Origin of the sequence: Pseudomonas sp. NPDC089428 (genome assembly GCF_044749325.1) — a bacterium.
Lineage (GTDB): Bacteria > Pseudomonadota > Gammaproteobacteria > Pseudomonadales > Pseudomonadaceae > Aquipseudomonas.
In genome coordinates this window covers 110,486-135,627 of the sequence record NZ_JBIVHT010000007.1, presented here as the reverse complement: position 1 = coordinate 135,627, position 25,142 = coordinate 110,486, and the positions used below count along the sequence as shown (strand labels likewise).

Sequence of the window (25,142 nt, the reverse complement as noted above, 5' to 3'; positions counted from 1 at the left end):
ACAACAGAGCACCAGCAACGTGTCGACTTATTGATTTGAAAGGAGATATTTTCGCCTACGCCTGCCCGTCCTTCCTTGTGTCAGCAAAAAGAGAACAACATCAATGAACACCGTGGGATCTGATGGCAACCTTGCACAAGGTTTCAAGCCACGTCATGTAACGATGCTGTCCATCGCCGGCATCATCGGCGCAGGACTTTTCGTCGGCTCCGGGCACGCCATTGCGGCGGCCGGGCCAGCCACCATTCTTTCGTATTTCGTGGCCGGCACCCTGGTGGTACTGGTCATGCGCATGCTCGGAGAAATGGCCGTTGCACACCCGGACACCGGATCGTTCTCCACCTACGCGGACCAGGCCATCGGCCGCTGGGCCGGCTATACCATCGGCTGGTTGTACTGGTGGTTCTGGGTGTTGGTGATCCCGATCGAAGCGCTGGCGGCGGGGCATGTGCTCAACGCCTGGTTCCCCGATATCCCCAGCTGGATCTTCGCCCTTGCCTCGGTGCTGTTGCTGGCAGGCACCAACCTGTTCAGCGTGGCCAAGTACGGCGAGTTCGAGTTCTGGTTCGCCATCCTCAAGGTCACGGCAATTCTCGGTTTCATCGGCCTGGGCTTCGCCGCGCTGATGGGCTGGCTGCCCAACCGCGAAGTCAGCGGCTTGAGCGGGCTGATGGCCGAGCATGGCGGCTTTGTGCCGAAAGGCTGGTCGGCAGTGATCGGTGCGTTCATCACTGTGATGTTCAGCTTCATCGGCACCGAGGCCGTGACCATCGCCGCCTCCGAATCCAGCGACCCGTCGCGCAACATTGCCAAGGCCACCCGTTCGGTGATCTGGCGGATCAGCACCTTCTACATCCTGTCGATCTTCGTGATCATCTCGGTGGTGCCGTGGAACGACCCGCAGCTGGCGGTGGTGGGTTCGTACCAGCGCGCACTGGAAATCATGAACATCCCCAACGCGGCCTTCATGGTCGATCTGGTGGTGCTGGTGGCGGTGACCAGCTGCATGAACTCGTCGATCTACATCGCCTCGCGGATGATGTACTCGCTGGCCAAGCGCGGCGACGCCCCGGCGTTTCTCAACAAGACCTCCAAGGTCGGTGTGCCACGCGCCGCGGTGTTCGGCAGCACCCTGATCGGCGCCGCCATCGCCATCCTCAACTACTTCGCACCCAAGGGCGTGTTCGAGTTCCTGCTGGCCAGCTCTGGCGCCATCGCGCTGCTGGTGTACATGGTCATCGCCATCTCCCAGCTGCGCATGCGCCGCCGCCTGGAGCGCGAGAATACCGAGTTGAAGTTCCGCATGTGGCTGTTCCCGTACCTGACCTGGGCAGTGATCGTCTTCATCGCCGGTGCGCTGGCGGTGATGATGTACACGCCTGAGCACCGGGCGGAAGTGAGTTCGACCTTGGGCCTGGCGATCGTGATTTCCTTCCTGGGGATCGTCACCTCGCGGGGCCACGCGCAAATGGTGGGGGCGCGGTCGATGGGGTGATTGAGTTCACCTTGCAACAAGGGCAAGGGCACCAGTGGATGGGTGCCCTTTGCTTTTTGAAACACTTGATCGGTACTGCCGGCCGCTGGAGGGTGGGTTGGTGGAGGTAGACTTCCTGCGCAATTCATACAGGGAGTCCAAGCATGAGCGCAAAACAACAAGACCCCAAAGCGCCAGTCGCCTCTTCGTCGGTAAAGGATGACCGTTTCGAGGAAGTGCTGGCGTTGATTCACGGGGCCCGGCAGCGGGCAGTACAAGCGGTCAACAGTCAGTTGATCGATTTGTACTGGCAGGTGGGGGGCTATATCAGTCGCAAGCTTGAGCAAGCGGAGTGGGGTGATTCGGTGGTCAGTCAGCTGGCCACACATCTTGCTCAAACGCAGCCTGGGCTGCGGGGTTTTACACGACCCAATCTGTTCCGTATGCGCCAATTCTATGAGGCTTATCGTCACGACGAGAAAGTCTCAGCACTGCTGAGACAATTACCGTGGACCCATAACCTGACGATCCTCAGCCAGAGCAAGCTGCCACAGGAGCGTGAGTTCTACCTGCGCATGGCAATCCAGGAAAAATGGTCAAGTCGAGAATTGGAGCGGCAGGTCAAAGCCTCGCTCTTTGAGCGCAGCGTTGCGACTCCGGCCAAGGCGTCGGCGGCTCTACGGCAGCATTGCCCTGCAGCCATAGGAATATTCCGGGATGCTTACATGGTTGAATTCCTTGGTCTGCCTGGATGCCATGCCGAAGCTGATCTGCATTGTGCATTGATGGATCGGCTGAAAGAGTTCCTCATCGAACTGGGCCGGGACTTCTGCTTCGTTGGGTCCCAATACCCGTTACAGGTCGGCGGCCGTGACTTCGCACTGGACTTGCTGTTCTTCCATCGAGGTCTCAATTGCCTGGTGGCGATCGAGCTCAAGGTCGGTCGCTTTGAGCCGGAATACTTGGGCAAGCTCGATTTCTATCTTGAAGCCCTGGATCGCAATGAGCGCAAGCCTCATGAAAACCCGGCCATCGGTGTATTGCTGTGTGCCAGCAAGGACGACGAAGTGGTCGAATACGCGCTCAACCGCAGCTTGTCTCCTGCTTTGATTGCGGAATACCAGACACGCTTGCCAGACAAGGCTCTGCTGCAGGCCAAGTTGCACGAGTTCTATGCCTTGGGTGCTGCTCCTGAAGAGGGCACGTGAGCTCGGGTCAAATGCCAGGTTTCACACCTTCGATGTAACGCGCGACCGCTGGCGCCTTCTCGAAGCGCCTGTGCACCAGGCTCAACCACGAGCTGGCCTGGCAATCGGCAATCCGCCGGTAGTTCACCTGCGGCAGGCTGATGCGCTGCACCACCGACTCGGGCACCACTGCGATCCCTTGCCCCAGCGACACCAAGGTAATCACCGCCACCAGGCTGCCCGGTTGCGGCCCCAGGCGTGGGACAAAGCCACCCTGTGCCGCCGCCTCCAGCGTGCCGGAAATCTGCTCGGGCAGAATGAACGTCTCGTTTGCCAGGCGCGCCGCCGGAATCTGCTGCAGTTCGTTGATCCGTGAGCTGGCGGGTAGGGCGAGCACGAAACCCTCCTGGTGCAAGGCGATGGCTTCCAGTGCTTCCGGCAGCTTCATCGGCGAGCGCACATAGGCCAGGTCGAGCAGGCCATCGCGAACCATGCCCGGCAGCTCGGCCATGGGCAGTTCACGAATGTTCAGGCGCACCCCGGGGTGTTCATCGCTGAAGCTGACCACCTGCCGCTGCAACATGCCCGAGTACGCCGCCGACGCCACGTAGCCCAGTTCGATACGCCCGCTTTCACCCCGCCCGGCACGCTGCGCGCCCAGCTGCGCGGCATCGAACTGGCGCACCGCCTGCTCAGCTTCAACCAGCAGCGCCTGCCCGGCGGCGGTGAGGTTCACTTCGCGCTGATTGCGCTCGAACAGCCGCACGCCCAGCTCGCGCTCCATGTCCTGGATCTGCCGGCTGAGGGTGGGCGGGGCGATGCCCAGCTGCTCGGCGGCACGGGTGAAGTGCCCGTGGCGGGCGACACAGAGGAAGTAACGGAAATGACGAATTTCCATGCGGTGTTACCTGCAAGCTAATGAAGCGGTCCCTTGAGGCTAACAAGCTTCGGAGCCGAAGGCATTAAGGTGAGTCCAACATGCAGGGGACCGCTGCGCGGTCCATCGCCGGCAAGCGCGGCTCCCACAGGTACAGTGCAAGACCCGAGGGCGGCGCTGTACCTGTGGGAGCCGCGCTTGCCGGCGATGGGCTGCAAAGCAGCCCCGGCGATCTCACAGGCCAACCAACCCGCTCGCCCCCGGAGCCTATCCATGCCCTCTGCACGCTTCACCCTGCTCACCGCCTCCCTGGTCTGTGCCCTGATCATCCTCGACACCAACATCGTCGCCGTCAGCCTGCCCAGCATCGCCCGCGACCTCTCCGGCTCGTTCGCCGATATCGAATGGGTGGTCAGCGCCTACCTGCTGGCCTTCGCCGCCTGTCTGCTGCCCGCCGGCAGCCTGGCCGACCGCTTCGGCCGCCAGCGCATGCTGCTGGTCGGCCTGGCCGTGTTCGGCGTTGCTTCGCTCGCCTGCGGTGCCGCCCCCAGCCTGCTATTCCTCGACTTGGCCCGGGCAGCCAAAGGCGTGGGCGCGGCAATGCTGCTGACCTCGGCCCTGGCCGCCATCGGCCACCGCTTCCACGAACCGCAGGAACGCCTGCGTGCCTGGGCGTTCTGGGGCGCCTGCATGGGCGCGACCATCACCTTCGCGCCATTGCTCGGCGGCGTGATCGCCAGCACCCTCGGCTGGCGCTGGATCTTCTACATCAACTTGCCACTGGTGGCGGTGCTGGCGCTGATGGTGCTGCGCAGTATCGAAGAGTCTCGCGACAGCGCTGCCGCACGGCTCGACCCGATGGGCAGCCTGACCTTCGCCGGCAGCCTGGGCTGCCTGATCTGGGCGATGATCGAGGCCAATCAGGTGGGCTGGACCAGCGTCGATACGCTCGGGCGCCTGCTGATCAGCGCGTTCCTGATGGGGCTGTTCATCATGGTCGAACGCAGCCAGGAACGGCCGATGATCGACCTGCAACTGATGCGCAGCGGGCGCTTCATCGGGGCCTTGCTGGGGATGTTCGCGTATGCCGCCTGTGCGCAAGTGATGATGACGTTGTTGCCGTTGTATCTGCAGAACGGGCTGCAGCTGCCGGCGCTGGCGGCAGGGGCGGGGATGCTGCCGTTTGCCGTGGCCATGTTGCTGGCGCCGCGCTGGGGGATGCGCTTGGCTGTGTGGTTGAGCCCGGCTCAGGTGTTTGCCTTGGGGCTGGTGTTGGTGGGGGTGGGGAATCTGCTGTGTGCCTGGGCTGTTGGTGTCGGGGGGTATGTGGCATTTGCCTTGGCCAGCCTGGTGTTGGGCGCGGGGGCCGGGCTGCTGAATGGGGATACGCAGAAGAACATCATGGCTTGTGTGCCGCGGGAGCGTACGGGGATGGCTTCCGGGCTGAGCACCACCACCCGGTTTGGCGCCATTGTGCTCGCCATCGGCATTTTCGGTGGTGTACTGGCCACCCGTGGCGAGCAATTGTTGCGACAAGCGCTGCAGCAGGTGGCGCCCGAGCAGCTGGGCAATGTCGCCGCCATGGCCACACGCGTCGCCGCAGGTGATATGCCAGCAGCACTGGCAGGGGTCGAACCGGGCCTGCGCCAAGTTATCGCACCACTCGTCCTGCAGGCCTTCATGGGCGGGTTCCAGGCGATGCTGCTGTGTGCTGGCTGCGCAGCACTGGTATTCGCCGTGGTGGTCGGCGCGCTATTGAGCCGCCCGTTGCCCCGCACTGCGCTGCAAACCGCGCGCTAAGGTGGCTTATTGGAACTATCTTTCCTGTGCCCCACAACTATTTGAAAGCGCGGATGTCACTTTCTGCAGGCCGGCGATGACATGGGGATACCGGCCTTAACGCACAGGAGCGAAAGGCACATGGCAGCACTGCACGGCAGCACGTTGGAAGCGATCAAGACCAATCAGGCACAATTGCTCAATGAATGGATTTCAAGCCTGGAAGCCAGCGGCGCCACGCGCAACATCAAGGAACAGACGCTCAGCCAGGAAACCCGCGAGTTCCTCCAGCTGTTGACCGACGGCCTGCAAACAGACAGTGGCAACAACGTTGGCGCAGCAGGGTGGGACGAAATCCGCCGGTTCCTGGAAAAACTCTCTGCCAGCCGGGCCCAGCTGGGGCATGACTCGCACCAGACGGTGTATTTCATCTTCGCCCTCAAGGGCCCGCTGTTCGGCTTGCTGCAGGCCCACTACAGCAACGAACCCGCACGCTTGGCCGAGCAGCTATGGGGCATCTCCGAACTGCTCGACAACTTGGGCATGCACACTATCCGCACCTACCAAAAGACGCGCGAAGCGGTGATCAAGCGCCAGCAGGAAGAGCTGCTGGAGCTGTCCACACCGGTGGTGAAGCTGTGGGACGGTGTGCTGGCATTGCCGTTGATCGGTACCTTGGACTCGCAACGCAGCCAGACCGTGATGGAGTCGCTGCTGCAACGCATCGTCGACACGGGCTCGGAAATCGCCATCATCGACATCACCGGTGTGCCGACCGTCGACACCCTGGTGGCCCAGCACCTGCTCAAGACGGTCACCGCGATCCGCCTGATGGGCGCCGATTGCATCATCAGTGGCGTGCGCCCACAGATCGCCCAGACCATTGTGCACCTGGGGCTCGACCTGGGCACGCTGACCACCAAGGCCAATCTTGCCGACGCCTTGAAGCTGGCCCTGTCGCGCCTGGGTGTGAGCCTGGCCGAGCGGGTATAGGCCATGGACCGCATACCAATCCTGCAAATGGGTGAATTCCTGCTGGTGACCATCCAGGTCGACATGCATGACGAGCTGGCCATGCGCCTGCAGGACGACCTTACCGACCGCATCAGCAGCACCTCGGCCCGTGGCCTGTTGATGGATATTTCTGCACTCGACATGGTCGACTCGTTCATCGGTCGGATGATCGCCGACATCGCCAGCCTGTCGCGGCTGATGGATGCCCAAGTGATGTTGGTGGGCATGCAGCCGGCCGTGGCCATCACCCTGGTCGAGCTGGGCCTCACCTTGCCGGGCGTGAGTACTGCGCTGAACGTCGAGCGTGGCATGCAGCGGCTTCGCCAGACAGTGAGGCGTGTATGAGTGCCCAAGACAGTGGCAGCCTGCCGGTGCGTATCGAGCAGGATGTGGTGCTGGCCCGCCAGCTGGCCCGCAAGCTGGCCGGTGAGTGCGGTATGCGCCTGGTCGACCTGACCAAGCTGGTCACCGCCGTGAGCGAGCTGGCCCGCAACACCGTGGTGTACGGCGGTGGTGGCGATATGGACTGGCAGGTTCTGGAAGAGGGAGGGCGCACCGGCTTGCGCCTGGTGTTCCGCGATGAAGGCCCCGGCATCCCCGATATCAACCTGGCGCTGACCGACGGCTGGACCTCCGGCAACGGTCTCGGCCTCGGACTGACCGGTGCCCGGCGCCTGGTCGATGAGTTCGAACTGGATACCGCTCCCGGCGAGGGCACACGGGTGACGATTACACGATGGGCATGAACATCCACGCCAGCCGTACGCTGGTGCTGCCACTCGAAGACAGCAGTCAGGTCGGTCACGCCCGACGCGTGGCGCAGAAACTGGCCGAGCAGCAAGGTTTCGATGGCGAGGACGCCGGCCGCGTGGCGCTGCTCGCCACCGAGCTCAGCAGCAACGTACTCAAGCATGCGCAGCGCGGCGAACTGCACTTGCGCGCGGTGCCCGGCGCCCACGACTGCGGTATCGAACTGCTGGCGGTTGACCGCGCGCAGGGCTTCGATACCGCGCTTTGCCTGGCCGACGGTTATTCCACCGGCGGCACCCAGGGCATCGGCCTTGGTGCCATAGCACGCCTGGCCCAGGTGTTCGACGTGCACACCGATGCGCGTGGTTCGGTGATCATGGCGCGCTTGTACCGGCGCCAGGCCGCAGCCCTCGACGTGCGAATCGGCGTGAGCCATCACGCCTTGCATGACGACCCGGCCTGTGGCGACACCTGGCACGTAGCGATCGACGGCAACCGCCTCAGCGCGTTGCTGGTCGATGGCCTGGGCCACGGGACAGACGCCGAAACAGCCGCGCAGGCAGGCGCTGCGGCCTTTGCCGCCGATGCATTCATCGACCCGCTGCTGCTGGTCGGCCGCCTGCATCAGGCGATGGTCGGCACCCGCGGTGGTGCCGTGGCGATCGCCCAGCATGATGCCAGCAAGAACCGCCTGACTTTCAGCGGCATCGGCAATATCGGCGCCAGCCTGATCCAAGGCACCCAGATGCGTGGCCTGGCCTCGCTGCCGGGCATCGTCGGCGGCCAGTACCGCAAGGCGCAAGCCTTCGACTACGCTCAGGTGAATGGCAACCTGCTCATTCTGTACAGCGACGGCCTGCAATCGCGCTGGAACCTTCAAGACTACCCTGGCCTGGTGCATCGCCACCCGGCCGTGATCGCGACCGTGCTGCACCGTGATTTCTGCCGTGGGCGGGATGATGTGACGGTGCTGGTCGTCGACCTGGAGCCCACCCATGGCTGAACCCCTGACCGAGCAGGCGGCACTGGTCGCCCGCCTGCTCGCCGAAAACCAAGCGCTGCGCGCTGAACTCGACGAAACCAACCAGGGCGTGCTGGCGTTGTATGCCGAGCTGGATATCCAGGCCGAACAACTGCGCCAGGCATCGGACCTGAAAAGCCGCTTCCTGTCCTACATGAGCCACGAGTTCCGCACACCGCTGGGCTCGATCCTGAGCATCACCAGCCTGCTGGCCGACGAACTGGATGGCCCCTTGTCGGAAGAGCAGCACCGTCAGGTCGCGTTCGTCAGCACCGCTACCCGCGAGCTGTCGGACATGGTCGACGACCTGCTCGACCTGGCCAAGATCGAGGCCGGGCGCATCACCATCTCGCCGGCCTGGTTCGACATGCTCGACCTGTTCGCGGCGCTGCGTGGCATGTTCCGGCCGATTGTCGACGCCAGCGCGGTAGACCTTATCTTCGAAGAACCGGTCGGCTTGCCAAGGCTGTACACCGATGACAAGAAGCTCGCGCAAATCCTGCGCAACTTCATCTCCAACGCCGTGAAGTTCACCTCTCGCGGGGAGGTGCGGGTATCTGCCCGACTACAGGGCGAAGACAAGATCTGCTTCGCCGTCAGCGACACCGGCATCGGCATCCCGTCCGGGCTGTTGTACACCTTGTTCGAGGATTTCGCCCAGGTCGACTCGCCGCTGCAGAAGCGCCTGCGCGGCACCGGCCTGGGCCTTTCGCTGTGCAAGCGCTTTGCCACGCTGCTGGGCGGTGAAGTGGGCGTGACCAGCGAACCAGGGATTGGCTCCTGCTTCTTCGTGATCATCCCGCTGGCCCTGGCCCAGGAGAACCCCGATGAAACCTGATGTGCGCCTGCTGATCGTCGACGACAACGCGGCCACCCGCTACGCCTTGCGTCGGCGCCTGGGTGTACATGGCTATGAGGTGCTCGAGGCCGGTACCGGCGGTGAAGGGCTGGCGCTGATCCGAGAGCAGCGGGTGGATGCGCTCATCCTCGACGTCAACCTGCCCGACATGAGCGGTTTCGACATTGTGCGCCAGCTGCGCGAGGATGCCAGCACCGCCTTGCTGCCGGTGATCCACGTGTCGGCGGCGTCGATCCAGAGCGGCGACATCATCACCGGCCTGAACGCCGGCGCCGATGCTTACCTGATTCACCCGGTGGACCCGGATGTCTTGCTGGCCACCCTGCGCACCCTGCTGCGCGTGCGCGACAGCGAACGGGCGCTGCGCGAGAGCGAGGCGCGCTTTCAGGAGATTTTCCGCAGCGTGTCGGCGCCTATCGCGGTGCTCGATGCCGAGCTCAAGGTGCATGAGTGCAACAATGCTTTTGTCCAGCTGGTGCAGGACAATCGCCACCCCGAATACTTGCGTGAATGCTTTGCCAGCCAGCAGGACGCCGCGCTGTGCGCACTGCGCCAGCACATCGACTCGGGCGAGCGCTGGAAGGGCCAGTTGGGCATGCTGGTGCACGGCCAGCCCCGCGACACCGAGTGGCAGCTGTCGCCTTACCGTACCCCCGGTCTGTGCCTGGTCTTGGTCGAGGATGTGACCGAGCATCGCCATCGCGAGCGCTTTCACCTGGCCCGGCTGGACGATGCCACCACACAGCTGGCCAAGGAGGTGGCGGAACATGCCCGCACCGAAGCCCAGCTGTTGCAACTGCAGAAGATGGATGCCTTGGGCAGCCTCACCGGGGGCATCGCCCACGACTTCAACAACCTGCTGACCGGTGTGATCACCAGCCTTGAGCTGATTCGCAAGCGTGTCACCGAAGGCCGAACGGAAAATGTCCCCAAGTACATCGAGGCCGCGCTGGGTTCCGCCAGCAGCGCTGCCGTGCTGACTCACCGCTTGCTTGCCTTCGCCCGTCAGCAACCGCTGGATACTCGGCCGGTGGATGTCAACCAGCACATCCGCTCGCTGGAGGTTCTGTTGACGCGGACCATTGGCGAACGCATCACCCTCAACCTGGATCTGTCCGAGCAGTCAGCCATAGCCCTGGTGGACCCGGTGCAGCTGGAAAGCGCCGTGCTCAACCTGGTGATCAATGCCCGCGATGCCTTGCCCAAGGGCGGGCATATCTGGGTCACCACCTGCACGGCGCGGGTCCAGGGCGACCCAAACCTGCGTGACGGGCCTTATGTCTCGGTGACGGTGCGTGACGATGGCTGCGGGATCGACGCGGCGCTACTGGACAAGGTGTTCGACCCTTTCTTCACCACCAAGCCGGTGGGGCAGGGTACGGGCCTGGGGCTGTCGACCATCTACGGTTTTGCCCGCCAGTCGGGTGGTCACGTGGCGTTGCACAGTGTGCTGGGCGAGGGGACCGACGTAACCCTGATGTTGCCCGCGACGGGTGATTGCGCTGTGGCCCCGCACCGTCAGGTAGCAGAAGATGCCCAGGGCAATGGTGAGCGTGTGCTGATTGTCGAGGACATGGCTTCGGTGCGCTTGTCGGTGGCCGAAGCGCTGGCCGACGCGGGGTACCGCTGCACATTGGCATCGACCATTGATGAAGCGCTTGAACAGTTGCGGCAAGAGCCAGGGCCGGATTTGCTGTTGACCGATGTGGGGTTGCCGACCTTGAGTGGGCGCGAGTTGGCGGACATGGCCAGGACCTTCAGGCCCGGGTTGCCAGTTTTGTTCATGACCGGGTATGCCGATGAGGCGCTGGACCGGCAGGCGTTTCTGGGGGTAGGGATGGATATGCTGGTGAAGCCATTCCGCTTGGGTGAGTTGTTGGAGAAAGTCAGGCTGGCGATGGCAGCAGGGCGAGGGTAAAGCCTCAGTTCCGGCGTACGCATACCCCCATCAACGGTCGCCACGATATCAGGGGGGTACGGTCTGCCACAGGCGTAAACTGAGCAAGTCCTGCTAGGCACGCCTTCACCGCATTGGGTGATCCTGTCGCTGACCGCATAACCAGGAGCTTGCGCCCGGTGCCCGATATTCCGACTGTCTACGCCAAACGCTTCGATGCCGTGCTTGCTTACATCGATGGCCATCTTGAGGGTGACCTCTCGGTGAACACGCTGAGCGAGGTGGCGCATTTTTCGGCGTTTCACTTCCATCGGCAGTTCACCGCCTATGTGGGGGTGCCGGTTGCACGTTATGTGCAGCTGATGCGCTTACGGCGCGCAGCGCATCGTTTGGCGTCCGCTTCGCAATGCTCGGTGTTGGACGCCTCGCTCGAAGCCGGCTTCGACAGCCCCGAGGCATTCAGCCGGGCGTTTCGAAGGGACTTCGGCATGGCACCCAGCGCCTTTAGACGGCAGCCGAACTGGCAGACCTGGCATGCGGTGTTCACTGTTCCCCACTTTTCCAGGAGCATTACCATGCAGGTACGTATCGTCGATTTCGCCGAAGTGCGGGTCGCCGCCCTTGAACACAGCGGCTCTCCCGCACTGCTCGACACGAGCGTGCGCCAGTTCATCCAGTGGCGCATGGGCAGCGGGCAGTCACCGGTAGGCGCGAGCCGCACCTTCGGCATTCCATATGGCAACCCCGACACAACGCCGGCAGAAGAATTTCGCTTTGATATCTGCGGCGAGATCGACGGGACAGTGGCGCCGAACGACTGCGGCGTCCGCGAGCTGATCATTCCCGGTGGCCGTTGTGTGGTCGTGCGCCACATCGGCTCGCCTGATCACATCGGCGAGAGCATCTATCCGATCTATCGCGACTGGCTGCCGGGCAGCAACGAAGAACTCCGTGACCACCCGCTGTTCTTTCACTATCTGAGCGTCTTTCCTGAGACGCCGCTGGACGAGTGGCAGACGGATATCTATATCCCGCTGCAGTAGCGCGGAGCGCCGTCAAGCGCTGCACAGGGCCGCTCCCACAGATGGCTGCGGGAATGGGCTGAGGTCATGGCTGCTTCATCATGCCGAGTTCGGCGTCATCCAGCAGGGCTTTGGCCAGGGCGCAGAGGTAGTGCGAGGCCCAGAGCAACTGAGGTTTGTCCTCCATCAGCCCGTCGATGGACAGGTCGCGAGCGTAGCCCATCAGTTCAGAGGCCTGTTCGCGGGCGGCCTGGCAAGGGATGCCGGCTTCAATGCGAAACAGTGGGTGGGTCTGGTTTTCACCTTGGAAGAAGGTGGTTTGGCCGACGGTGAATCTGTTTTCTTCGGTGGGCATAGTTTGATCTCCCTGAGGTCATAGATGCCTGGCCTGGCAGGCCAGGCGGATCGTGATGCGGATCAGTGCAGTGTCTGCGGATCGGCGGGCGTCTGGATCTGGGCCAGCGCCGTTTCGAGCAATCTGCGCAAGCTGTCGAGCTCGTGCATTGACGTCATGATCAGCAGCGACACAGGTGACTTTGGCTGCATCAGCATTGCTTGCTGGGCGACGGCTTCGGCGCATAACGCGTAGTCGGCGGCCATCATCAGCGTGTCTTCCAGGGAGTGGAGGAGGTGGGGTGGATCGGGGACTATCTTCAACATGATTGCTTCCATTTCAGGGCCGTCACCTTCTGCTGTCAAACAGAGGGTGGCAGCTGTACGCGGGTTGACAGACCGGCGGAAACAACAAGTTCCGGCGCACGCAAGCGTGCCCGCACGCACAGCCGCCATAACGACGAACCGTTTTGTTGTTTACCGTTGCGACCTGTCAAAGTCATGCCGTTGATGTGCAACGACCCACCGAGACTAGAACCCAAAAAAACGGACGGCAACGGAAAACTGGGGCAGAGAGTATCTTTGGGAAATGGCCTACAAGAAAGGGGTCAAATCTGATTTTTCGCTGCATTTCGAAACAATCTGTAACGCCCTTACGGCAGAGTTCGGATTATTTCAGACACAAAAAAAGACGCCCAAGGGCGTCTTTTTTTTTGGATTTGGTGGAGCCGGGGGGAGAAACTACCTTTCCTTCCCGCTTCCCTCAACTCCTTTGAAACCAAGCGAAAAGCCCTGGTGCCTTGTGGGCAGTGTCACACCCCAGTGCAGGCGGTTGAAGTCATAACTCCAACATACGTTCACGCCATCAAATTCGCAAGGGGACTCATGCAAAAATGCTCGATAGGGAGTTGAACCGGCATCCAACGCACCGAGCAAGGGGCACAGGTCATTCAGGTGAGGTAGGGAAATCGTAGGGATTAATCGACCAAAAGGTCTGACGGCGGGACCTGTAGTGCTCTTGCGAGCCGCTCAATGCTGTAAAGCGTCGCGTTCTTTTCGCTGCGCTCCAACATTCCAATGTACGTGCGGTGCACCCCGGCACGCTCAGCTAGCTCTTCTTGGGAGATGCCGAGCTCTAGACGTCGGCGCTTCACATTTGCGGCGAAAACTCTAACGAGATGACATTGGCTGGAGGGTATGGGCATGCGCCCAATGTCGTCCGTTGCATACTCCGATTCTACATACTAGAGTTAGCGCGTTTGCCCATCCCGGGTAGAAATCGATGAAGGGATTCGGATGCATAGGTTTTCAGCAATAGTTCTATCCATCGTGGCATGTGCATTTTTTTCGCACGGCGCTGTGTCCGCCCCGTCGGCGACAGCCAAAAAGGCAGTCTCAGATATTGTGGAACGCTCGGGCCAAAATCTCGGTGGTTTGATTGAATGCGATCGCCAGGATCTGCGTGCGGAGTACCTAACATCACTCCGGGACGCCCTCAGTGTTTACCCTGGAGTCGATCAGACAAAGGCGCGTGCATTGATTCGTAGGATCGAGCGCCAAGGAGAGGTGATAGGACGGCTAGGGATAAAAAGCATCCCGTCTCCTAAAGCTGAAGACCTGGAGCGTCAGAAGCGTGTTTGTGAGTGGCAAGTTGGAGATGCGAAGCGAGACATCCGGGCTTTGGATGATTTCACCTTGCAGTAGCCCCTACGTGGGAAATTGCACCTGACTTGACCAAGCGTTTGCATCTCACCTGACAACCTGTTTGCATTCGACTTGACCAGCCTTTTACATCGGATGTGACCAGCGCACGGGTACGTCTTGACCGGCGGAATCGACCCATAGCTGACATTTCGGGCATGGCTTCAGGTCGATCGTTGTTCACCTGAGCAGATAGCTTCTCGGCGTTTTCCTTACGCTCCGAATAGCGATCCACCAGAAATTCCTGGCGGTCACGCAGCTGCACGGTGAATTTCACCAGCTCCGCCTTAATATCCTCCACGCGGGCGTTGTACGGCGAAGGCTTCATTCCCCAGCGTCGTCGAATTCCAGATAGGTCTTGGGTGCCGAGGACTGGTTCGGCATGGTGAACATCCGCCTCCAGCGGCCAAGGACACGCAGCTGGGTGACTACGTTGAACAACTGCGAGCCGCCGCATGACTGCCAAGGTTTAACCTTGGGTGGGGCGAACCGCTTCCAGCGCCAAGGGGTCGTTGGTCTGCTACGTCACGGCCGTCACCCGCTCAATGAATCGAAAAATTAGAGCAATAAGTCAAAACAATACGCATAAAGGTTCCTCAAAAATTTACTGCGAATATTCTTGCGTGCAGACATTAGCTTGACTATTACTAGCTCTTGGTAATGGGGAGATGGCAAAATGCAACCAAGATTCGTTATCGTTCCAGCAGTACCTATCGAGAATGAATCCTTTCAAATAGGAAATCGTTTTTACGCCGCTACAAGCTCTGGGGGATTCGACATTTATGACAATCAAGAAAAAATAAGATTAAAGCGGGGCTTCCCTAACAGAGCGAAAGCTATAGAAGAATGCGAGAAGATGATAAACAACTCGCGCAATCCTTCCGAGTTATTTCCTGTAATGCGGACGGAATAATAAAAACTTAAGGGGGCTAGTGCCATGACTCCACCCGCGGACAAGATCGACATATATTATGGCGCTATTGCAATTGCCGCTGGCCTTTTATTCATTTGCATGGCCTATGAGTTTTCGGAGGCGCAGTTGATATGGGCAATCCTACGCCACCCCTAGAATTACTTTTTATTTTTGTAGGGTCGCTGATAGGAGTCGGCCTGGCCACAATCCTCCTCCACTGGATTGTTTAGCCAGCAGCGCCACAAAGCATCAAGGCCCAGCGATCCAGCCCCAGAGGCCTGCCGCCCTGGTGCGTTGAATGGAGATTTGAAAATGGCTAGCAAGCTGACTGCCGCTAAACAAGCGAAGCGGTACAACCAAGAAGAACGCAAAAAGCTTATTGATGAGTATTTAAATTCTCGTGTCCCCCTAAGTAATTTCTGCAAGACCAAGGGGCGCCCCTCATACCAGGCGATGAAGTTGTGGCTCAACACACCCTCAACCACCAGCAAAACTAATAGCCAGGAATTTTTCACCTCCAGCACTCCTGCTAGCGATAATAGGAATGACCCAACCGGCCTTGAGCTTATCCAGTCAATAGCCAATAGTATTGCCCATCTGGAAATCCGTCTCGCTGCCCTCAAGGAAGAACTTGAACAATTAACAGTACCGCTAAGCAGCAACAATGCCGAATTCCATGAGCTGCATTAACATTAAAGAAGCGATTGTAAATTAAATAGGTGAGCCGTGATTGAATTAATAGCAGGAGAAAAACTTGTACACATTTCAATTCATGTACAAGAATTAATCCGCTAGTCCCTTTCCTTCCAAGCAGCACTAATAACCGTTGCGCAAATGCCCTACTGCGCTATGGTGGACAAGACACGCAAGATTGCGTCGGAGGAGACCGACATGCGCATTCGCGGCGATGTATTTTGGAACTGGGCTGAACCTACGCTGCACCATCGGACTCATGACGAGGCTTTGGACGACGGCACGACAATTGATGTGCAGGTGCGGCTGTCAAGAACGGGCAATACACAGATGTTCATCGGTGTGTACGCAAGCACCGGCATGGCCCTTCACGAAGAAGCTTTCGATTCCCGTCCGGGCGAATCCATGACTAGAGCATTGGCTTGGGGTGTGGGACGCGCACGGCACCTTGCGGCAGGCCACCACGTGGGCAACCGATCCGTAGCATGTCAGTGAGGCCCTCAAGTCAAATCGAAGGCTCGTAGCTTGCTGTCGATGGCCAGATCGAATAGAGCTAAATCACGGGATTTTTCCGCTATTTGAATCTTAACCGAATGGTCATCGATACGAGCTGCGAGGCTGCGATCTGATCAAACTTAAGCGTACGCGACGTTGCTCATGGGAATCTTCCAGGCAGAAGCGCTTCACCTTCGCAGAAAGCTAAGCAGATCTGTGACGAGGATTATGCAGATAGCGACTATGACGAGGTTATAGCGACTGAGTCAGCTTCTCCAAACGTGAGTTAGAAAGGCCTTGACTCATTCAGGCTGTTCATTCAATCGGTTGATACAGGCCAGCGGGTGCTTGCTGTCTCAGTTTATGGAAAGGCATTCCAGCAATCCGGCCCTCATGCCAGCGTTGAGCTTCACGCTTCAATCGAGCGGAAATAAAGGTCTGCTTGCCGGGTGGCAGGTCGTAGGCGCTAGCCAAATCCGGGTCGATCTGTACCGACAAGCCATTTTTTGCAGCGTAGAAGCTCCACCGAATCGCAGAGTGTCGCGGGTCTCGCTCAATCTGTTCACCGGGCGCCTGGAACATCAGGTCAGAATCTGCCTCTCCTTTGATGGCTTGCAGGGCCATGCGAAGAGGTGTGTTCCCCGTAGCGGAGAATCCGGCTGGTCCGATGATCAGACCATGCAGGTGCCATCGTCTCCGGCTGGTTTCATCAGCAAGGGCTGCTGGCGCTTTTTCGATGCCATACAAAAACTCTGCGCCAGCAGCAAGTGCTTTTGGAATGAGGCGAGTGAGCTGATCCCGGATGTATTGCAGTGCGGTCTTGTCACCATTGTCGATGCGGTCGCTGAGCTCCTTGCTAAGGATGAGAGTGAATGTCTTGAGCTCCCAGTCTCTGCTTTTCGCCATCCAGTACAAAGGGGTTGCTGCTGATGCAAGCTTCGTAAACTCGTCAGCTTGTTTCCAAGGCTTCAGATTGGTCTCACTGGGGATAGGTTGATTGAGGAGAGTCTTGGCTCTCATCCCTCGTGCAGGGAGATGGGGAGAGTCATTCGTTAATATACTTCTCTTGTGCATGGCGATTTCCTTCGCATGCACCGCCGCTCCTGCGGTTGCGGGATGTTTGATAGGTCGTGTTTTTACGGCTTTTTGCTTTGGAGGCGGAGGAGGGTAGGAATTGTCCGCGTCGTGGGCAGCTAGGGAAAAAGGCGTGGTAATGCTGTCTGCTAGCTCCTCTGAGAGGCGACCCTGCTCCAAGGTAGGGGAGGGGGCGATTTCGCGTTTCGTGCTCATAACGGACTCTCAGCCCCTCATTGAGGGCGATTTTCAAAATTGTGATCTACTGGATGAGGCCAGTGGGTTGAATACTTACACCGCGTTCTAAGGATTTGACACCTACCCGGTCATCATCCGGGCAAGATTAGGTCAGAGCCTTCGGTGATGACGTCATCATCATGCTGTTGTAGCTGTTCTAAGCGTCTGCTGTCGAGCCAGCGCAATGTCTCCAACTCATCCTCAATGCCTTGAAGATCCCCTTCTAGTTCAGCCTCCTCTAGCCGCTGTTGTGCGCGCATCTCGGCGACGTCAGCATCATTCATGATGTGTATTTTCAGCTCCGGGAGCTCTTCAACATTGAGGGCCTGGTTGAGCTTTTCTAGGGGGAGGGCTCGTCGTGTCACATCCTGCGTCAGCTTGAGTGCTGTGGATGCTGCGGCAAGCGAACGGAAAACAATTGGGTTGCTCGGGTCGAGAATTTCGAGAGCGCTCGCAAGCTTGATCCGGATTTGCTGATTGAGCGCCAGCTCGTCAACCACCAGCGAAGCTGCTGTTTGCTGTACAGCGTCCAATGAAAATGCCGCTGTGAGTAGCTCCTCACGAGCCTTTTCAATGAGCGCTTGCGTGGACGCCCCTGCAACAGCCTTGTTTGATTTGAGAATTCGCTGCGTCGTACTCACGCTGATATTCAGCCTGCTTGCTATTGCCGGAAGCGTAAAGCCAGCTTCGCGTAGTATGACTGCCTGAGCAGCTTGGTCCGGGGTCTTCTTCTTGCCTGGCATCACGCATCTCCTCTTAGGATTTATTCCAATGGCGTTTGACGGTAGGGAGGCTGATATTCAGTTTTTTGGTTACTTCGGCTTGAGTCATGCCATCGGCCTTGAGCTGCTGTACAGCCTTTGTGGTGTCTACCGCTACGGGGCGTCCTGCTTTCTTAGTGGAGCGTGCCAGGCCCTCTTTCGTCCGCTCTCGAATCCGGTCACGCTCAAAGGCCGCTACAGCGGCGAGAACTGTGAGCTGGAGCTTGCCGGCGGCGCTGGTAAGGTCTACGCCATCTAAGTCGAGGGAGCGCACATGGATGCCATCAACAGCGAGGCGTTCGACAGTAGCCAGCACGTCTTGAACATCACGCCCTAAGCGGTCCAGCTTGAGCACTATGAGGGTATCGCCCTTCTCCATGCGTTCAGCCATCCGGGAGAACTGTGGACGCTGGAGCGCAGGGACACCGCCGCTGATCTGTTCCGAGAACCAACGGTTAGGTTGAATATCGAAACCCTTCGCATTGAGGGCAACGAGCTGGTTATCTGTATGCTGCTCCGTCGTGCTGACTCGGCCATATCCAAAAAGGCGACTCATTGCGTGATCTCGGTATCATCAAGGGTGGGATCATATTTACATGGTCTCATCAACTTGTAAACCCGTATTTGTTGATACCCGTATCTGACGTGCAGCAAGGGTGTCATCTAACGGTCGTTTGATGAGCCGTTATTTTCAGTGTTGTTCATTATTGGCCGTTGCTCATGCTTGAGTCGCGTTCGCCCTTGGGGCACTTTAACCGGAGGATCGAAGGGGTGGGGAATGGCAAACCTTTACGCGGACAAGAAATGGGCGGAGTTCCGGGAGCAGGTGATAGAGCTCGATGGTGGCGAATGCGTGAGCTGCGGTCGGTCGAGGTTGGACGGCGTTGTATTGCAGGTTCACCATAAGCGCTATGTCTGGGGGCGTAAGCCGTGGGAGTACGACACTATTGACTGTGAGACCCTCTGCCGGGGGTGTCATGCTCGGGAGCATGGTGAGATTAGGCCGAATACCGGTTGGGAATACGTTGGTGAAGATGATTTAGGGGACCTCTTCGGAAACTGTGAGCTCTGCGATACGCCCATCCGGTATGTGCACTACGTGCAGCATGAGCATTGGGAGCAGATAGGAGTGGGCACTAACTGCTGCGACAATTTGACTGGCACGCAAGAGGCCACTGAGTATCGCAAGCGGTTAGGCCGGCTGAGGCGGTTCATCACCTCTTCCAGATGGAGCAGTGATGGCGACCGACACATGATCAAGCAGGATAATTTGAGCGTTGTGGTCATCCCTGTTCCAGGTGGCCACAGGCTCGTTATTGATGATGTTCAAGGGGCGAAAAAATACGGAAGCTTGCTGCTTGCTAAGGAGTTTGCGTTTGATTTCATCGACAGCGGGCAGGCGGCTGAATATATGAAGCAGCGAGGGCTCAGGGGGTAAGTCACCTGAGCCTGAGAGTGCGTCTACACGGTTCTAGGATGTTTACGACGATGGCTTGCGATGCCGTTAGTGAGTACGCTCCCAAACCGATCAACAAAGTCGACTTGGTAGCTGGTGAGCCGCTGAATAGCTGATGGGATCGGCAACAGCGTCAGGGCAGCGAGCATCTGTTGTATTGTCGCACCCATATCATAGTGTCTGCCTGCGACGGTAACAGGTGCATGGCCGGTGATAGCATCGACGGTTGACTGGTGTACGGGCATGCCATCACGTTGGGCATTGGCTAGATTCGTTTCTAACGTGTGCCGGAATGAGTAGATGCTTTTACCGTCATGGGGTGCGTGGACGCCAATAGTAACCAGATAGCCTCTGGGCTTTTCGTTGAAGAACTTGCCCGCACTCTTGGCCCAGCCTTCTTTGTTGTGTTCAGTTTCGTCATCTCTTGGGGGCAGGTAGGTGAGGCCGTCACCAAACAGTTTCTTCTGTTTTGCTTGTCGCTGGCCGTTCACATACTCAAGAAATCCTAGCTCTAATAGGCGGGGATGAATTGGTACTAGCCGCGCCTCGTCGGTCTTGATCCGTTTCGCCTCGGGCACCTCTATGTCATCGGCACAGAAATCGAAGCACGGGTGGCCGTCCACATTCTTGACGTCGGCAGTGTCGAGTTGTGCGATCTCATTTGTTCGAGCGCCTGTGAAATAACCCACCAAAGGAAGCCAGAACCAAAATGGGTAGGCCTTGGTTCGCTCGGCTGGGGCTGGGCCGTTATAGATGTACCCGGAGAAAATTGCCTCAATGTCAGCGTCGGTGAAGGCGGTGCCATCGCGGCTACGCTTTGTCTTCCTCTCCTCGACTGGTTTGATGATCAAGTCGTCAGCTTTGATGGTGGTCAAGTCTAGGAAGCGAGCATACTGTTGAAGTTGCTTCATGGAGCCGATGAGTGCTGATACGCGCTCGTGCCCAGTCATCTGCTCCGGGTCTTCAGTTAGAAGCTGATCAAGCGGGGTTGGCGATGGTGCTATGGTGGCGGTAGCGCCAGCTTTCATCCTACGAGCAGCATCGTAAGCAGCTTGCCAGTCCTGTTTGCTCAGCTTGCATACGGGCTTGTGCTGGGTGAGGACGGTCATAACCCTGGCTCGGCGCTCTCTTTCCTCCAGGGTGCCGCCATGGTTCGCCTGCCCACCCCTCGACGAGGTGTCAGCCCTGTCTCGTGCCAACTGGTGCTCCCACACCTTATAAAGCGTCCAGTCAGCCATTGCTGGATCATGGCTTGGTAACGGCTGGCGCTTTTCTTCTGCATCGGCATGGCCACCTACTGGAGCGAGCTTGCGGAGCACCAATTCATCCCGAAGCTTCGGTAGGACCGCCCGTAGTTCGGTTGCTAGGTAGGGTTGGGAAAGCTCCAGTAACTGCTTCGCCAATGCCTCATGCTCGTGCGGAATCTGACGGCCATAGGCCCCAGTCAGGAGTCGTGCCACCTCTCTCCGGCGTTGGCGAGTTTCTAACTCTTCGTTCGAAAGGATTGGATCAGCGGGTTTGCTGTCATCCTTAGGGCTAGAGAAATCAGGAAGGCGCTCCATCGCAGGAAGCAGTTCCAGAATCTCTTTGTAATCGGCTTCAGAAAGGCCAAGCTCATCTCGTTCTATCACGCTAACCACCTTGTCAAAAGCTGACTCAAACCTCGCTACAAACTGCCGTGCTCGTTTTTGGGCCAAGCGACGGCTGTCGGTTTTCAGGGTTCGTCTGATCTCGCGCTGTCCACTAAACAGCATACGCAGAGAGCTGGGGATGACAATACGGAAGTAGAACGTTCCGTGACGGTTAAGCGTCAGGTAGGAAGGAGATGGTTTCATGCTAGGCACCGAGTGATGCCCCACGGGAATGTGACACCTCAGTGGCACACCGGCAGAAATGCAAGGCCCAGATGGCACAAAGCCCCATAAAATGGGGCTTGTGTAAGGAAGGTGGTGGAGCCGGGGTAATCTGAATAGTTTTCATAATAAATTGATTTTAAAGGTTATTTTTTGTTTGAAGATGTCTTTGGAATACCGTTTGGAATACCGCAAGTATCAGGTTAACGGCGCAGATGGGAAGGCAGGTGTCGAGTAGCATCCCTACTCTTGCTTTCTCTTAAGGAATCTGTGGACAGTCTGCACAGGTCAGATGACCTGGGCTGAGGTGCCGTCCAGCACCCTTAACAAGCGCCACCCATGAGTCAGATGAGCTTTTCCCATTTTTAGTACGCCGAAAGCGCGAGCAAACCCACCGTGAGCGTTTCCTGGTCGAAATGGAGCAGGTATTGCCGTAGAGAGAATAGGTGGCGTTGACCGAGCCGTACTACCCGAAAGCTGAGGGCGGTCGCAACCCGCTTTCGTGGAGTGGCCGACAACACGGCGCAACTGACCACACTGTTTGCGCTGTGGACTCTGTGGATCGTACGGCGGCAATTGTTGACTGCGCGGGTGCTAAGCGTTGGTTTCGGCGTCAAGGCATTTGGAGGCCTAGCCTGACTGAGTCAAGACTCCGCTCATCGCCGACTGCTGAGTAACTATTTCGGAGTTTCCTTAGGGGGGTAAGGGTTGTCTACTAAATATCCCCCACCCTCGGATTCCATTGTTATCAACCGCTCAAGGACTTGAGCTCGTTTCAGTTTGTGCTTTTCTGCGAGCTCGTCAAGTAGGTTGATGGCGGTTTTTGCCAGCATGACATTAACCTGCTTCTTGTCTACCGCGCGCACATCGAACTGTCTTCGGCTCCACAACTGCTTGATCGCCTTGATGATGGCTTTCTGCTCGGTGGGGCCAAATTCCGCGTGATCGAAGAATGTAATTAGTTCTGTGTGGTTCGTTATGGGGGTGGCTAGTGAATGTGGGGGTAAACGATTTTTTTTCAGCCAGTCCCAAGCGCATTTACAGCGTAAGTGGCCTTCGTTTTTATCTTCAAACCATCCGAAATCACTGTCTTTTGCTTTGTGCTGTAGCCATTCATTGCGAAGGGAATCGATTTGTTTAGCTTTCTCCGCAATGTTGATATTCCAAATATCCAGCATAGCGATGAGACGACTCCTGCCGGTTAGATGAACTAGCCCCCGGGGTAGTCCCGGATGATTTTTCCCTGTCGTCAGTCTTTCAACTCTGGGTCGCAACCAGAGGTATTGTCGTTCGCTCTGATCTATCCAGTTTATTCGTTCAGCTAAGACGAGAAACTGGTCTTTAAGTGACCCTAGTCGCCTGAGAATGGAACGCCTCCTTTCCAGAAGGCGGGCGATTTGGCCTCGCATAGTCGACCCATTGCAGGATTCGAATGGGAGGTCAGCGTTCTCATAAATAACAAGGTATAGCCATAGCCAAATGTCCCGGCGAGGATCGTTCCGCACGTCCTCGAGTAGCATGGCCAGCTCATCATTCCAGTCATCCGCCAGGACAAAGTCATCTTTCCGGTTCATAGTTTAAATCTATTGGTATCTGTAAGTAAAAATAAAAAAACTATTTATTGGTGGAGTGATTCTAGCAGGTTCTATATGCATCCTATGCACCGCCTATGAAATTTCAATTTCAATTCTAAGTTTATTTATAGATAATTCTAGGAATCTTCTATGATTTCGATTTTGTCGTTTTGCGCCTAGAATGCTGGGGGTGAGTGGGTGAGCACTGCGTTTTCTTTGTGTGAGATCTTAGGACTAAAGGATTATCATCCCCCTGACGTGGGAGTAGCCTTTTAGTTTTGCGGCGAATGCTAGGCGGCATAGGCCGTTTTCCACTTGCAGTTGTAGGCGGACTGGGGGATTCGATTCTCGGTTAGCGCGGGCGCGCGTAGTCTCAAGTCAGCAAACTGCAAAGTTGGCTGTCCCGTTGCTCCGGAGGGGGCGATGCGTGGAATGAGAATGTAGGCTCAACGGACGAAGGCTAGTGAATCCTTTTGCATGTGATGCTAGTGCGAGATGCGTACTGGCATCAGCTTCTGTCATGCCCAGCTAGGCATGCGCAGTATTTTCTTACAGGACAAACCAATCCTGTGAGCGAATACTAGGAGCCCGTTCATGAGGATCGTCCGCCTGAAAGAAGTTATCGATTCGACCGGCCTTGCCCGGTCTACCATCTACAAATACATTGCGGAAGGTAACTTCCCGAAACCGGTGTCGCTGGGGGACCGCTGCGTTGGTTGGATCGACCGCGAGGTGTATGACTGGATCCTGGCTAGGATCGGGGAGCGTGATCTGGCAGAGGGGGCTGCGGTGCGCTCCGCTGGCCAACGGAGTGTGGCCAACTAGAGTTGACTATTTGCGTCATGACCAGCTACGGCTGGTCATGGCGTTTATGCCGCTTTGGAAGAGTATGAGTTCTCAGCTAACTCTCCCTGGATTCGATTTAGCAAACCTCTCGGCAGGCAGGGCAATGTTGCTCCCCATTGCCAAGTCTCGCCGGGATAGTTGGTAATGGGCTGGGCTGCCTCTAGTGATATATCTTCTGACTATCATTGCCTAGTAATTTATCACTCATCGACACTCATCCGGTACAGCACCTACTACACAGGTTAAAAATTACAAGGCGCGTGACTGGTATACATACCAACAAACCAGGCATGCATTCATGATTAATCGCAAAAAATACACTCATCTTTCCCAGGCTAATATTGCTCTTCAGATTGAGCGTCTTGTACAGGCTATTGAAAAATCCGATTTACCTGCGCTCCGAATCAAGCAGGTACGGCCAGGTTGCGAACGCGTCCAAGAGGCTAGGATCTCTCGCTACTTCGATCACATCCAGCAGATGGTGGACCTATTCGAAGGCCGTATCGAATACAGCTACAGCGAGCACCTGCAAGCGTTCAGGGCTGCATGTCAGGACATCGGGTTGGAGCGTCACCCTGACGGTCCAGCCTGTCTGAATGAACAGGGCGCGGCCTACCTGGATCATAATCTCAGCATGAAACTCTTAGTCACCAGGATCCGGCAGTTGACTTGTGAGCGGTGGTATCTCCGCAGGAAGCATGACCTTCGTCACCAGGCCAAGGAGCAGGAGATCCAAGTATGCGACTACGCCGATGCCTTATGTGAGCTCTATTCACGCATCACTATCGTCAGGGTCGACTTCCACTACCGTAGTGAGGCTCAAGTCAGGCTGCGAGTCGAGCATGTCTTCGATGACCTAGATGAACTGATTGCCAAGCACAAGCGCAATACGATTTTTGAGCACCTCATCGGCCACATTTATTCCGTGGAGCAGGGCGACAAGAATGATGGTGGGGGCTACCACATTCACGCTGCCTACTTCTTCAATGGCAATGAGGTGCGTGGAGACGTTTTCAAGGCCATTCAGCTCGGCGAGTTGTGGGATGACATAACGCATGGCCAGGGCTACGTGCACAGTTGCAACCACTACAAGGGGCAATACGGAAGCGAGTGCGGTATTGGTCGCATCGAAAGGCGTGACCGGTCGATTCGGTGTCAGGTGCACAAGGTCGTGAAGTATCTTGTCAAAGATGCTCAGCACCTGCGCTTGAGGCCTGTGGGTGCACGATGCTTGCGGGTGGGGCGGCTGAAGCGCCTCCGCCGAGGGTAAGCTCGGACGTGCTAACAACCGTGCACGGCGGTCATGGACTCCTGCGGGGGGGATTA

The 25,142-nt window shown here is 57.8% G+C and carries 25 protein-coding genes and 1 pseudogene; 16 read left to right on the top strand and 10 right to left on the bottom strand.

What is annotated here, in order from left to right:
* The first annotated feature begins 103 nt into the window (after positions 1-103).
* Positions 104-1,495: a GABA permease gene (gabP, locus tag ACIPZ5_RS15370; protein WP_261941667.1), complete on the top strand. Its 1,392-nt coding sequence runs from the start codon at positions 104-106 to the stop codon at positions 1,493-1,495.
* 143 nt (positions 1,496-1,638) lie between these two features.
* Positions 1,639-2,682, top strand: a complete 1,044-nt coding sequence (locus tag ACIPZ5_RS15365) for a PDDEXK nuclease domain-containing protein (RefSeq protein WP_343599397.1) — start codon at positions 1,639-1,641, stop codon at positions 2,680-2,682.
* Positions 2,683-2,689: 7 nt separating this feature from the next.
* On the opposite strand, the gene ACIPZ5_RS15360 is transcribed toward ACIPZ5_RS15365, so the two are convergent.
* Positions 2,690-3,559 (bottom strand): LysR family transcriptional regulator, encoded by an 870-nt coding sequence (locus ACIPZ5_RS15360; protein ID WP_400809493.1) that lies wholly within the window; start codon positions 3,557-3,559, stop codon positions 2,690-2,692.
* 252 nt (positions 3,560-3,811) lie between these two features.
* Between ACIPZ5_RS15360 and ACIPZ5_RS15355 the strand changes: the two genes are divergently transcribed.
* The 8 genes from ACIPZ5_RS15355 (at position 3,812) to ACIPZ5_RS15320 (ending at position 11,901) form a co-directional block, all read left to right on the top strand.
* Positions 3,812-5,338: an MFS transporter gene (locus tag ACIPZ5_RS15355; protein WP_400809490.1), complete on the top strand. Its 1,527-nt coding sequence runs from the start codon at positions 3,812-3,814 to the stop codon at positions 5,336-5,338.
* Positions 5,339-5,458: 120 nt separating this feature from the next.
* The gene (locus tag ACIPZ5_RS15350) at positions 5,459-6,310 is read left to right on the top strand and encodes an STAS domain-containing protein (RefSeq protein WP_400809488.1); all 852 of its coding nucleotides are present in this window, start codon (positions 5,459-5,461) and stop codon (positions 6,308-6,310) included.
* 3 nt (positions 6,311-6,313) lie between these two features.
* Entirely contained in the window at positions 6,314-6,676 is a 363-nt protein-coding gene (locus tag ACIPZ5_RS15345; RefSeq protein WP_343599389.1) for an STAS domain-containing protein, read from the top strand.
* Positions 6,673-7,077 carry an anti-sigma regulatory factor gene (locus tag ACIPZ5_RS15340; RefSeq protein ID WP_261941662.1) on the top strand — a complete coding sequence of 135 codons (405 nt, stop codon included), beginning with the start codon at positions 6,673-6,675 and terminating at the stop codon, positions 7,075-7,077. Before ACIPZ5_RS15345 ends, ACIPZ5_RS15340 begins: the two co-directional genes overlap by 4 nt.
* Positions 7,074-8,084, top strand: a complete 1,011-nt coding sequence (locus tag ACIPZ5_RS15335) for an ATP-binding protein (RefSeq protein WP_400809485.1) — start codon at positions 7,074-7,076, stop codon at positions 8,082-8,084. The genes ACIPZ5_RS15340 and ACIPZ5_RS15335 overlap by 4 nt, the downstream gene beginning before the upstream one ends.
* Complete coding sequence (locus ACIPZ5_RS15330) at positions 8,077-8,940, top strand: sensor histidine kinase (protein ID WP_400809482.1); 864 nt, start codon at positions 8,077-8,079, stop codon at positions 8,938-8,940. Before ACIPZ5_RS15335 ends, ACIPZ5_RS15330 begins: the two co-directional genes overlap by 8 nt.
* Entirely contained in the window at positions 8,930-10,879 is a 1,950-nt protein-coding gene (locus ACIPZ5_RS15325) for a response regulator (protein WP_400809480.1), read from the top strand. Before ACIPZ5_RS15330 ends, ACIPZ5_RS15325 begins: the two co-directional genes overlap by 11 nt.
* A 158-nt stretch (positions 10,880-11,037) precedes the next feature.
* Positions 11,038-11,901, top strand: coding sequence for a GyrI-like domain-containing protein (locus tag ACIPZ5_RS15320; RefSeq protein WP_400809478.1), 864 nt, complete (start codon positions 11,038-11,040; stop codon positions 11,899-11,901).
* Between the two features lie 64 nt (positions 11,902-11,965).
* On the opposite strand, the gene ACIPZ5_RS15315 is transcribed toward ACIPZ5_RS15320, so the two are convergent.
* From ACIPZ5_RS15315 to ACIPZ5_RS15300, 4 genes and pseudogenes are all read right to left on the bottom strand, one after another.
* Positions 11,966-12,235, bottom strand: coding sequence for a DUF3077 domain-containing protein (locus ACIPZ5_RS15315; RefSeq protein ID WP_343599382.1), 270 nt, complete (start codon positions 12,233-12,235; stop codon positions 11,966-11,968).
* Positions 12,236-12,297: 62 nt separating this feature from the next.
* Positions 12,298-12,540 (bottom strand): hypothetical protein, encoded by a 243-nt coding sequence (locus ACIPZ5_RS15310; protein WP_343599380.1) that lies wholly within the window; start codon positions 12,538-12,540, stop codon positions 12,298-12,300.
* Positions 12,541-13,190: 650 nt separating this feature from the next.
* Positions 13,191-13,418, bottom strand: coding sequence for a helix-turn-helix domain-containing protein (locus ACIPZ5_RS15305; RefSeq protein ID WP_400809475.1), 228 nt, complete (start codon positions 13,416-13,418; stop codon positions 13,191-13,193).
* A 674-nt stretch (positions 13,419-14,092) separates the two neighbouring features.
* A pseudogene (locus ACIPZ5_RS15300) lies at positions 14,093-14,422 on the bottom strand (arsenical resistance protein ArsH); the annotation flags it as partial.
* 168 nt (positions 14,423-14,590) lie between these two features.
* On the opposite strand from ACIPZ5_RS15300, the gene ACIPZ5_RS15295 reads away from it, so the two are divergent.
* The 3 genes from ACIPZ5_RS15295 to ACIPZ5_RS15285 all read left to right on the top strand — a co-directional run bounded on the left by ACIPZ5_RS15295 (position 14,591) and on the right by ACIPZ5_RS15285 (position 16,015).
* Positions 14,591-14,827, top strand: coding sequence for a hypothetical protein (locus ACIPZ5_RS15295; RefSeq protein WP_247721917.1), 237 nt, complete (start codon positions 14,591-14,593; stop codon positions 14,825-14,827).
* A 312-nt stretch (positions 14,828-15,139) separates the two neighbouring features.
* Complete coding sequence (locus tag ACIPZ5_RS15290) at positions 15,140-15,517, top strand: hypothetical protein (protein ID WP_400809472.1); 378 nt, start codon at positions 15,140-15,142, stop codon at positions 15,515-15,517.
* A gap of 201 nt (positions 15,518-15,718) precedes the next feature.
* Positions 15,719-16,015: a hypothetical protein gene (locus tag ACIPZ5_RS15285; RefSeq protein ID WP_400809470.1), complete on the top strand. Its 297-nt coding sequence runs from the start codon at positions 15,719-15,721 to the stop codon at positions 16,013-16,015.
* Between the two features lie 315 nt (positions 16,016-16,330).
* On the opposite strand, the gene ACIPZ5_RS15280 is transcribed toward ACIPZ5_RS15285, so the two are convergent.
* The 3 genes from ACIPZ5_RS15280 to ACIPZ5_RS15270 all read right to left on the bottom strand — a co-directional run bounded on the left by ACIPZ5_RS15280 (position 16,331) and on the right by ACIPZ5_RS15270 (position 18,643).
* On the bottom strand, positions 16,331-17,305 hold the full coding sequence (locus ACIPZ5_RS15280) for a hypothetical protein (RefSeq protein WP_400809467.1): 975 nt from the start codon (positions 17,303-17,305) through the stop codon (positions 16,331-16,333).
* 113 nt (positions 17,306-17,418) lie between these two features.
* Entirely contained in the window at positions 17,419-18,069 is a 651-nt protein-coding gene (locus ACIPZ5_RS15275) for a helix-turn-helix domain-containing protein (RefSeq protein WP_400809465.1), read from the bottom strand.
* A gap of 13 nt (positions 18,070-18,082) precedes the next feature.
* Positions 18,083-18,643 (bottom strand): recombinase family protein, encoded by a 561-nt coding sequence (locus ACIPZ5_RS15270; protein ID WP_400809464.1) that lies wholly within the window; start codon positions 18,641-18,643, stop codon positions 18,083-18,085.
* 696 nt (positions 18,644-19,339) lie between these two features.
* Between ACIPZ5_RS15270 and ACIPZ5_RS15265 the strand changes: the two genes are divergently transcribed.
* Positions 19,340-19,525 (top strand): hypothetical protein, encoded by a 186-nt coding sequence (locus ACIPZ5_RS15265; protein ID WP_400809462.1) that lies wholly within the window; start codon positions 19,340-19,342, stop codon positions 19,523-19,525.
* A gap of 23 nt (positions 19,526-19,548) precedes the next feature.
* On the opposite strand, the gene ACIPZ5_RS15260 is transcribed toward ACIPZ5_RS15265, so the two are convergent.
* Together ACIPZ5_RS15260 and ACIPZ5_RS15255 are read right to left on the bottom strand one after the other, a co-directional pair.
* The gene (locus ACIPZ5_RS15260) at positions 19,549-21,378 is read right to left on the bottom strand and encodes a DUF6538 domain-containing protein (protein ID WP_400809461.1); all 1,830 of its coding nucleotides are present in this window, start codon (positions 21,376-21,378) and stop codon (positions 19,549-19,551) included.
* Between the two features lie 695 nt (positions 21,379-22,073).
* On the bottom strand, positions 22,074-22,970 hold the full coding sequence (locus ACIPZ5_RS15255) for a hypothetical protein (RefSeq protein ID WP_400809460.1): 897 nt from the start codon (positions 22,968-22,970) through the stop codon (positions 22,074-22,076).
* A gap of 594 nt (positions 22,971-23,564) precedes the next feature.
* Here ACIPZ5_RS15255 and ACIPZ5_RS15250 point away from each other — a divergent pair.
* A complete protein-coding gene (locus ACIPZ5_RS15250) occupies positions 23,565-23,795 on the top strand; it encodes an AlpA family transcriptional regulator (protein WP_019470410.1) in 231 nt (76 codons plus the stop codon).
* A gap of 319 nt (positions 23,796-24,114) precedes the next feature.
* Entirely contained in the window at positions 24,115-25,086 is a 972-nt protein-coding gene (locus tag ACIPZ5_RS15245) for a hypothetical protein (RefSeq protein WP_400809457.1), read from the top strand.
* Positions 25,087-25,142 lie beyond the last annotated feature (56 nt).